Source organism: uncultured Megasphaera sp. (assembly GCF_958350005.1).
In the GTDB taxonomy this organism is placed as follows: Bacteria; Bacillota; Negativicutes; order Veillonellales; family Megasphaeraceae; genus Megasphaera.
The window spans coordinates 1-8,217 of record NZ_CATWFF010000091.1; the positions used below are offsets into that span (position 1 = coordinate 1).

Sequence of the window (8,217 nt, forward strand, 5' to 3'; positions counted from 1 at the left end):
ACAGAGAACGAGGAAATGTCCTTGTTCTCTGTTTTTTTATGAAAAAGAAAAATTATCTTGTTTGGCATCTGCCGTTACTGCACATATTGCAGGTAGGCCTTCGTTTCCGGGCGGTGCGGGGCTGTAAAGAGCTGTTCCGTTGGACCAGATTCGATGATACGGCCGTCTTCCATGTACATTGTATCATCGGCAATGCGGCGGGCCTGAGATAAGTTGTGGGTTACGATGATGATGGTACAGTGTTGTTTCAGGGACAGGAGAATGTCTTCGATCTTCACCATATTTTTCATATCCAGGGAAGAGCACGGTTCATCCAGCAGGAGTACGTCGGGGGAAATTGCCAGGGCACGGGCGATGCATAGCCGCTGCTGCTGGCCCCCGGACAGGCGGGATGCGCTGCGGTTCAGGTCGCCGCCGATTTCGTCATATAAGCCGACATGGCGCAGGCAGTCTATGGCCCGCTGTGTTTGCTCAGTCGGAGTGCCCAGACGGTGATAAGCCAGGGCATAGGTCATATTTTTGCCAATAGAGAAGGGGAAGGGCTGCGGCTTCTGGCCAATGAGGCCTACGCGACGGCGCAGGGTCTGTGCCGGTATGGCGTATATGGACTGTCCATCCAGGGTAATATCGCCGCTGCATTGAACTCTTTTTCCCTCCAGACTGCAGTTCAGTGTTTTCAAGAGGGTCGTCTTGCCGCAGCCGGACATGCCTGTAATGGCTGTAATGGCGTGGCAGCGAATGGAGGCGGTCAAATCCGTTAAAATAGGCCTATCGTCAATGGTGACGGACACATGCGTAATAGACAGACAAGCATCAGACATGATTATCGATCCTTTCCCAGAAGATGACAGAACAGATTGATAGCCGTGAGCAGGATGACGAGGACAAAGGCCGAACCGTAGGCCATGGGCAAAGCATAGCCTTCGTTAGCCAGTACGTACAGGTGGTATGGCAGGGCCATGAAGGGATCGGTAATAGCCGGTACGTGGCCGTAATAGAGGACTGTGCCGGTAAACATGATTGGCGCCGTCGCTCCCATGGCATAGGCTGCTGCCAGGGCAATGGTCGTTGCCAGCTCCCGACGGCAGTCCGGCAGAATCATATGCCGCATCGTATAGCCTGGTGAAACACCCAGGTCCAGCGAGGCTGCCAGGATACCGGCAGGAAACTCACGCAGAAATTTTTCTGCCCGCAAGGTAATAAAGGGGACGATCATGACCGATAAGGTCAGGCCTGCAGACAGGACACTGCGGGGAAGGCCCAGGGTCATAATGAAGAAGCTGTAGCCAAAGAGGCCAAGGACGATGGACGGAATGCCGGACAGGGTCTGAATAAGGAAGTGTATGGCCGTGTAGATGGCATTTCGTTCCTGGTACAGCGTCAGGTATATGGCCAGCATAATCGATGCTGCACCGGCGCAGAGGGCAGCAATGGCTCCCGTAAACAGGGTACCTATAATAGCCGGAAAAATGCCGCCTTCTGTTCCCAGGGGCGTGCCCTTAGGGTAGGACAGGAGAAATTCCGCCGATAAGACTGGGGCACCTTTGTCAACGATATACAGGAAGACTGCCGCCAAGGTGAGCAGGACGATGAGGCCGCTGCCGCAGACCCAGCATTGCAGGAGACGTTGTTTCATTTAGCTTCCTCCTTTCGCATTCTGCGCGCTCCGACATATACGAGCAGATTGCAGAGCAGCAGTAGTACCAGCAGGGCCGCTGCTGCCGCGTATAAGGCGTAATAATGAGGACTGTCGTATTCGGCACTGCCCATTTCCAGGGCGATCAGGGCCGGAATGGTCTCGCCCTTGCCAAACAGGGTGGGCCAGACTTTGGCATTGCCTGTGACCATCATGACGGCCATGGTTTCGCCCATGGCCCGGGAGAAGGCCAGGATAATGCTGAGCAGAAACGCCGGTGCTGCCTGAGGCAGGAGAAGGTGCCAGAGCATATACCATTTGCTGACGCCCAGGTTCAGGGAGGCCTGGCTGTACTGCTGCTGCAGGCGTAAAATGGATTCACTGCAATTAGTCACGATAAACGGGATAATCATGAAGGCAAGCAAAAGAGCTCCGGCGAATATGCATTCGCCGGAGGCCATGTGAAAGGCAGATTCCATGTAGCTGACCAGAACCATGAGGCCTATAAACCCGAATACGACGGACGGAATGCCGGCAATCATATCGATGCACGGCAAAACGAGCGAGCGGATGCGGGGTGACAGGCAGAATATGGTAAATACAGCACAACCTGCACCAATGGGAAAGGCGACGATAAGGGCCAGAAGCGAAACGTACAGGCTGCCGGCCAGCATGGAGGCAATGCCGAAACGTCCTGGTTCCGTCAGGGGCTGCCAGTTTGAAGAGCTGAGAAAAGCCGCAAGGCTTGTATGCTGAAATACAAGTCGGCCTTCCCAGAACATGTAGGCCAGGACGAGCAGGAACAGACCGAGAGTCAAGGCCGATACAGCATAGACTGCAGCCTGCATTACCGTATCAGAACGATGCATGTAATATCATCTCCGCTCTTATTTCGTCGGAATGAATCCCATATCTTTGAGAATAGCAACGCCGGCATCAGACTGGAGGTACTGCATGAAGACCTTCTGTACCGCTGTCAGTTCGCCGCTGCCGACGATGATAAGGGGACGCTGAATTTTGTAGGATCCATCGAGAATGGTCTGTTCCGTTGCCAGGATACCGTCGACTTTCAGCGGCGTTACTTTACCGGCATTCTGTGCCGATACACCGTAGGAAGCATAGCCAATGGCGTTTTCATTTTCCATGATTTTGGCTACCAACGCGCCCATAGACGGAGCCTGAATAGCTGTTTCGACGACTGTGGCGTCGCCCATAATCTTTTTCTGGAATACTTCATGGGCACCGCCGCCGATGTCACGGGTGACGACGACAATTTCCGCATCAGGCAGAGACGGATCTACTTGCTTCCACGTCTTGTATTCACCGGAGAATATTTTTTTGATTTCTTCGCTGGTCAGATTGTCTTTGATCTTCGTAATGGGGTTATTGGGATTGACCGCAATGGTCAGGGCGTCAATGCCGACTTTGTATTCTTTGTATTGCGGAATCTTTTCTTTTTCACTGTCTTTTACTTCCCTGGCAACGAGACCGAAGTCTGCCTTTTTATCCATTACGGATTTTACACCGGCTCCGGAACCGCCTGGGGAGACGATGATTTCAATTTTTGCATCAGGAAGCGTACTGTCTGCCTTCTTCCACGTGCCGTATTGGTCTGTAAAGGCAGTGCCGGCTTTGGAGATAACCGGCGCCAGCGTAGAAGAGCCGTTGAAGGTTATTTGCGTTTTTACATCCTTTGCTGCCGTACTGTCATTCTTGTCTGTTGTGCCGCAGGCTGCAGTCAGCATCAAGGTGCAGGCCAGGACGGCAGCTGTTAGAATTCGTTTTCTGAACATATACATGTCCTCCTTTGTATGATAGTAGTATATGCTTACTATATCAATCATGAAATAAGGCGTCAATGGACAACACAACAGCAAATTGACAAATTATTGACTAAAAATTTACCAATTATTTACAATATATACCAAAATAAAAAAAGATACCGTTTACTGTGAACTGATCCCCAATTGGCAGATCTATCATCTAACGTTTGGGGTCAGCTTAAGTAACGGTATCTTTTACATAAATCTATTATTTTTCCGCATTCAGCGTACTGTTGATGCGCACGCCTTTCAGAAACGGTATGGCCGGTTTGGCTGCTGTGTTTACGGTTTCGCGGATGCCTTCGAAGGTCGTCGTCAGCATGAGTTTCAGGCGGTTCGTCTGATTGACGGAGCTGGCGCTGGGATCGTAGTCGATGGCGACAATGTTCGTATCCGGGAAGGCTGCTTTTAAGGTCTTAATCATGCCTTTGCCCGTAACGTGGTTGGGCAGGCAGGCCCAGGGCTGCAGGCAGACGATGTTTTTCGCACCTCGTTTAATCAGGTCGATCATATCGCCAGTGAGGAACCAGCCTTCGCCGGCAACGTGTCCAAGGGATAAGTATTCTTTCGCTTCATCGGCAATGTCGTAAATCGACGTGATCGGATCGAAGTGGCGGCTCTTGGCAACAGCTTCGCTGTAAGGCTTGCGGTACCATTCCAGGAGCTTAACCAGGGACTTGCTGGCCAGAGATGACAGGAGTGATCCGGACAGGTATTTCCGGCGGAACTGGGCATCGAGGAAGCCGTACATGAAGAAATCTGCCAGGCCTGATACGATGATTTCACCGCCTTCGTCTTCGATCATGCGGACGATGTGGTTGTTGGCAATGGGATGGAATTTGACGTAAATTTCACCGACCAGACCGATGCGGGGCTTCTTTTCCTCGCTCATGTCGATGTTGTCAAACTCGGTAATCATGGTGCGAATATTTTTCTTAAAGGTGCCGACATCGGCTTTCAGCAAATCGTAGGCGAATTTATCCTGCCATTTTTTAAACAGTTTTTCCGCCGTACCTTTGACCTTTTCATAAGGCCGCGTGCGATACAGTACCTGCTGGAGGGCATCGCCGTAGATCATGGCCATGACCAGACGGTGCCAGAAGCCGATATGGGGCTGGAAGCCAGGCTGCTTGTTGAGACCTTTCGTCGTCAGGGACAGAATGGATACGTCAGGCATATTGGCATCGGCCAGAGCCTTGCGGATCATGCCGATATAGTTGGTTGCCCGGCAGCAGCCGCCAGTCTGGGAAATAATGACTGACGTGTGCTTCAGATCATAGTTACCCGATTTCAGAGCCGTAATAATCTGGCCTAAAGACATGATAGCCGGATAGCAGGCGTCGTTGTGCACGTAAGCCAGGCCAGTGTCGATGGCTTTCTGTCCCTGATGGGGCAGAATTTCCAGATGATAGCCTTCGTGGGCAAAGGCGGCTTTGAACATGGGGAAATGGATCGGCGTCATAGACGGTGCCAAAATGACATTGGTCTTCTTGTCTTCTTTGGTGAAAATCGCCTTGTGATACGAATAGGGATGATCTGGAATAGCCTGCTTCTGCCGATGATTCATGACGAACAGGAGCGAGCGGAGACGGATGCGGATGGCACCGAGATTGGAACCTTCGTCGATTTTCAGGAGAGTGTGGATTTTATGACCCTGCGCCAGGATTTCCTGTACCTGATCGGCGACGATGGCATCGAGGCCGCAGCCGAATGAATTAAGTTCTACCAATTCCAGATTAGGATGGTCGACGATATACTGCGCTGCCCGATAGAGACGGGAGTGATAAGACCACTGGTCGACGACGCGCAGGTCTCCTGGCATATCGCCCATGGCAGCGACGCCGTCTTCACTGAGAACAGCCAGTCCCAGGCTGTTGATGAGTTCGGGAATGCCGTGGTTGATTTCCGGATCAATGTGGTAAGGCCGGCCGCAGAGGACGATAGCCCGTTCGCCTGTTTTTTCCAGGTGTTCCAGTGTTTTTCTCGTCAGATCGCGGTATGTCTGCTTATACGATTCTTCTTCGTCCCACGCTGCCAATGCTGCTTCTTTGACGGCATGCTTGTCGACGTTCCAGGCCCGCAGTTCTTCCTGCAGGCGCGGAACAATGCGCTTCTTGTCGTGCAGCGGCAGGAACGGGCACAGGTAGAGCGTATTCGTATCGGAAAGCCGTTCGATCATATTGTGGCGAATAACTTCAGGATAGCTCATGACCATGGGGCAGTTAAAGGTGTTGTCCTTGCTGCCTTCTGCAGGTCCGTTCTGGATGCAGGGATAGAAAATGCGGTCTACACCCTTTTCCAGCAGGTTTTCAATGTGCCCGTGAACGAGCTTGGCCGGATAGCAGGCCGAGTCAGACGGCACCGTGTCCATGGCTTTTTCAAACAGCTCTTTGGAGGACGGGTCTGATAGGACGACGGTGTAGCCGAGATGGGTGAAGAAGGTAAACCAGAAAGGATAGTCTTCGTACATGTTGAGAACCCGGGGAATGCCGACAGTGCCCCTCGGCCCCTGTTCGAGCGGCTTATAGCGGTTAAACAGGAGATTGTATTTCGTCTTGTACAAATTGGGCAGCGCTTTTTTCCGTCCTGTCGTCGAGCCGGCCGCACCCCGTTCGCAGCGGTTGCCTGTAATGAAAGAGCGGCCGTCGTTGAAGGTATTGACCGTCAGGAGGCAGTTATTGGTGCATTTGCCGCAGTGGCGAATGGATGTGGTTACGGATAACTGAGACAGTTCAGCCGGACGGAGCAGTGCTGACGGCGTCTGGTCGGCGTGGTAGGCATTGCGGCACAACAGGCCCATGCCAAAGGCACCCATGAGCCCGGCAATAGCCGGCCGGATAACCTGACGGCCCAGCAGCTTTTCGAAGGCCCGCAGTACGGCGTCATTGTAAAAGGTACCGCCCTGAACGACAATGTGTTTGCCCAGTTTTTCCGGGTCTTTTACTTTTATTACTTTATACATTGCGTTTTTGATGACCGAATAGGACAATCCTGCCGATATGTCGGCCATGGTTGCCCCTTCTTTCTGGGCCTGCTTTACTTTGGAATTCATGAAGACTGTGCAGCGGGAACCCAGGTCGATAGGACTTTTGGCCAGAAGGGCTGCTTTGGAAAATTCTTCAATGGAAAGATTCAGCGACTTGGCAAAGGTATCCAGGAAGGAGCCGCAGCCGGAAGAGCAGGCTTCGTTGAGGAGAATGTCTTCGATGTGACCGTCTTTCAGGCGGCTGCATTTCATGTCCTGTCCGCCAATGTCGAGGATAAAGTCTACATCCGGGCAAAAATGGGCAGCTGCCTGGTAATGAGCGATCGTTTCGACTTCGCCCAGATCCAGGTGGAGTGCTTCTTTAAGCAGTGCTTCGCCGTAGCCCGTAATGCCGGCTTTGGCAATGAATGCGTCTTTGGGAAGCTGGCTGTATACGTCTTCAATGATCTGCTGTGCTGCTTTCAGCGGACTGCCTTCATTGTTTTGATAGTGTTCGTATAAGATTTTATTGTCGTCACTGAGCAGGACTGCTTTAATCGTCGTCGATCCGGCATCCATTCCCAGATAGGCCGGGCCGCTGTACGAGACCAGGTCGCCGTAGGGCACTGTATGCCGGGCATGGCGGGCCTGGAACTGGCGCAGTTCTTCTTCTGAAGTGAACAGCGGTTCCATGCGGTCTGATTTGGCCAGTGACGTTTCATCGACATTCTTCAGCTGACCCATGAGATTCATAAAGGACAAGGGCTTATTGTCGAAACTGCCGAGGGCTGCGCCAATAGCGACGTAGACCTGTGCGTTTTCCGGGGCAATGACCTGATCTTCGCCGAGATGGAGAGTCTTGGCAAACTGGCGGCGCAGCTGCGGCAAATAGGTCAGCGGGCCGCCGAGAAAGCAGACTGTGCCTTTAATGGGACGGCCGCAGGCCAGTCCCGTAATGGTCTGAAAGACGATGGACTGGAATACGGAAGCAGCCACGTTTTCCTTGCTGGCTCCTTCATTGAGGAGGGCCTGAATATCCGTTTTAGCGAAGACCCCGCAGCGGGCAGCAATGGGATACAGCGTATCAGATTGTTCCGCTAGCTCGTTCAGGCCGCTGGCATCGGTATGGAGCAATGTAGCCATCTGATCGATAAAGGCACCGGTGCCGCCGGCGCAGTTGCCGTTCATGCGGTGTTCGTTGCCGCCGGTCAGATAGGTGATTTTGGCATCTTCACCGCCGAGCTCGATAATGACATCGGCCTGGGGATAGTACGTGCGGACTGCTTTGGTGCCGGCAATGACTTCCTGCACGAAGGTCACTCCTAAATATTCAGCCAGGGCAATGCCGCCTGATCCGGTAATGGCCAGGGTAATCTGCCGGTTGCCAAATACTTCATAGGCATTTTGGAGCAAATCCCATACTTTTTGGCGTATATCCGTATAATGACGGACATAGCATGCGTGAAGGCATTGTCTGGCGTCATTCAGGACGGCAATTTTTACTGTCGTCGAGCCAATATCAATGCCAATATGTAATATATCTTCTTTCATACGTATCACCTTATCGGCTGTAAAGCCGATCTTTCTGTATATAGTAAGGCATCAGGGGCGACATAGTCGGCACCTGAAAATATTCTACACTATATTGTACCATATGGAAGCAAAACTGTAAGGGTTTGACAAGAAATTTTGTTAATACGGAATAAAAATTAATTGCTTCACTATATGACTGTCAAAGAGTTTCTGTACTTCTTTTGCTGCGCCATCTATGATACAATAAAATATAACATAAT

Annotated in this window: 5 protein-coding genes; all 5 read right to left on the reverse strand. The window is 51.9% G+C overall.

The annotated features are described in order from the left end of the window. Window positions 1-74 precede the first annotated feature (74 nt). The 5 genes from Q3886_RS06485 to Q3886_RS06505 all read right to left on the reverse strand — a co-directional run bounded on the left by Q3886_RS06485 (window position 75) and on the right by Q3886_RS06505 (window position 7,975). Entirely contained in the window at window positions 75-821 is a 747-nt protein-coding gene (locus Q3886_RS06485; protein WP_301860419.1) for a phosphate ABC transporter ATP-binding protein, read from the reverse strand. Between the two features lie 2 nt (window positions 822-823). Beyond that, window positions 824-1,636 (reverse strand): PstA family ABC transporter permease, encoded by an 813-nt coding sequence (locus tag Q3886_RS06490; RefSeq protein WP_301860421.1) that lies wholly within the window; start codon window positions 1,634-1,636, stop codon window positions 824-826. Continuing rightward, the gene (gene pstC / locus Q3886_RS06495) at window positions 1,633-2,505 is read right to left on the reverse strand and encodes a phosphate ABC transporter permease subunit PstC (RefSeq protein ID WP_301860422.1); all 873 of its coding nucleotides are present in this window, start codon (window positions 2,503-2,505) and stop codon (window positions 1,633-1,635) included. Before pstC ends, Q3886_RS06490 begins: the two co-directional genes overlap by 4 nt. A gap of 18 nt (window positions 2,506-2,523) precedes the next feature. Further along, on the reverse strand, window positions 2,524-3,429 hold the full coding sequence (locus Q3886_RS06500; RefSeq protein ID WP_301860424.1) for a phosphate ABC transporter substrate-binding protein: 906 nt from the start codon (window positions 3,427-3,429) through the stop codon (window positions 2,524-2,526). Window positions 3,430-3,667: 238 nt separating this feature from the next. Further along, entirely contained in the window at window positions 3,668-7,975 is a 4,308-nt protein-coding gene (locus tag Q3886_RS06505) for a 2-hydroxyacyl-CoA dehydratase (RefSeq protein ID WP_301860426.1), read from the reverse strand. Between the last annotated feature and the right edge of the window lie 242 nt (window positions 7,976-8,217).

Coding starts and splice junctions, on each gene's coding strand:
- Q3886_RS06485 (WP_301860419.1), bottom strand. CDS start 821: ATGTCTGATGCTTGTCTGTCTATTACGCATGTGTCCGTCACCATTGAC.
- Q3886_RS06490 (WP_301860421.1), bottom strand. CDS start 1,636: ATGAAACAACGTCTCCTGCAATGCTGGGTCTGCGGCAGCGGCCTCATC.
- Q3886_RS06500 (WP_301860424.1), bottom strand. CDS start 3,429: ATGTTCAGAAAACGAATTCTAACAGCTGCCGTCCTGGCCTGCACCTTG.
- Q3886_RS06505 (WP_301860426.1), bottom strand. CDS start 7,975: ATGAAAGAAGATATATTACATATTGGCATTGATATTGGCTCGACGACA.
- pstC (WP_301860422.1), bottom strand. CDS start 2,505: ATGCATCGTTCTGATACGGTAATGCAGGCTGCAGTCTATGCTGTATCG.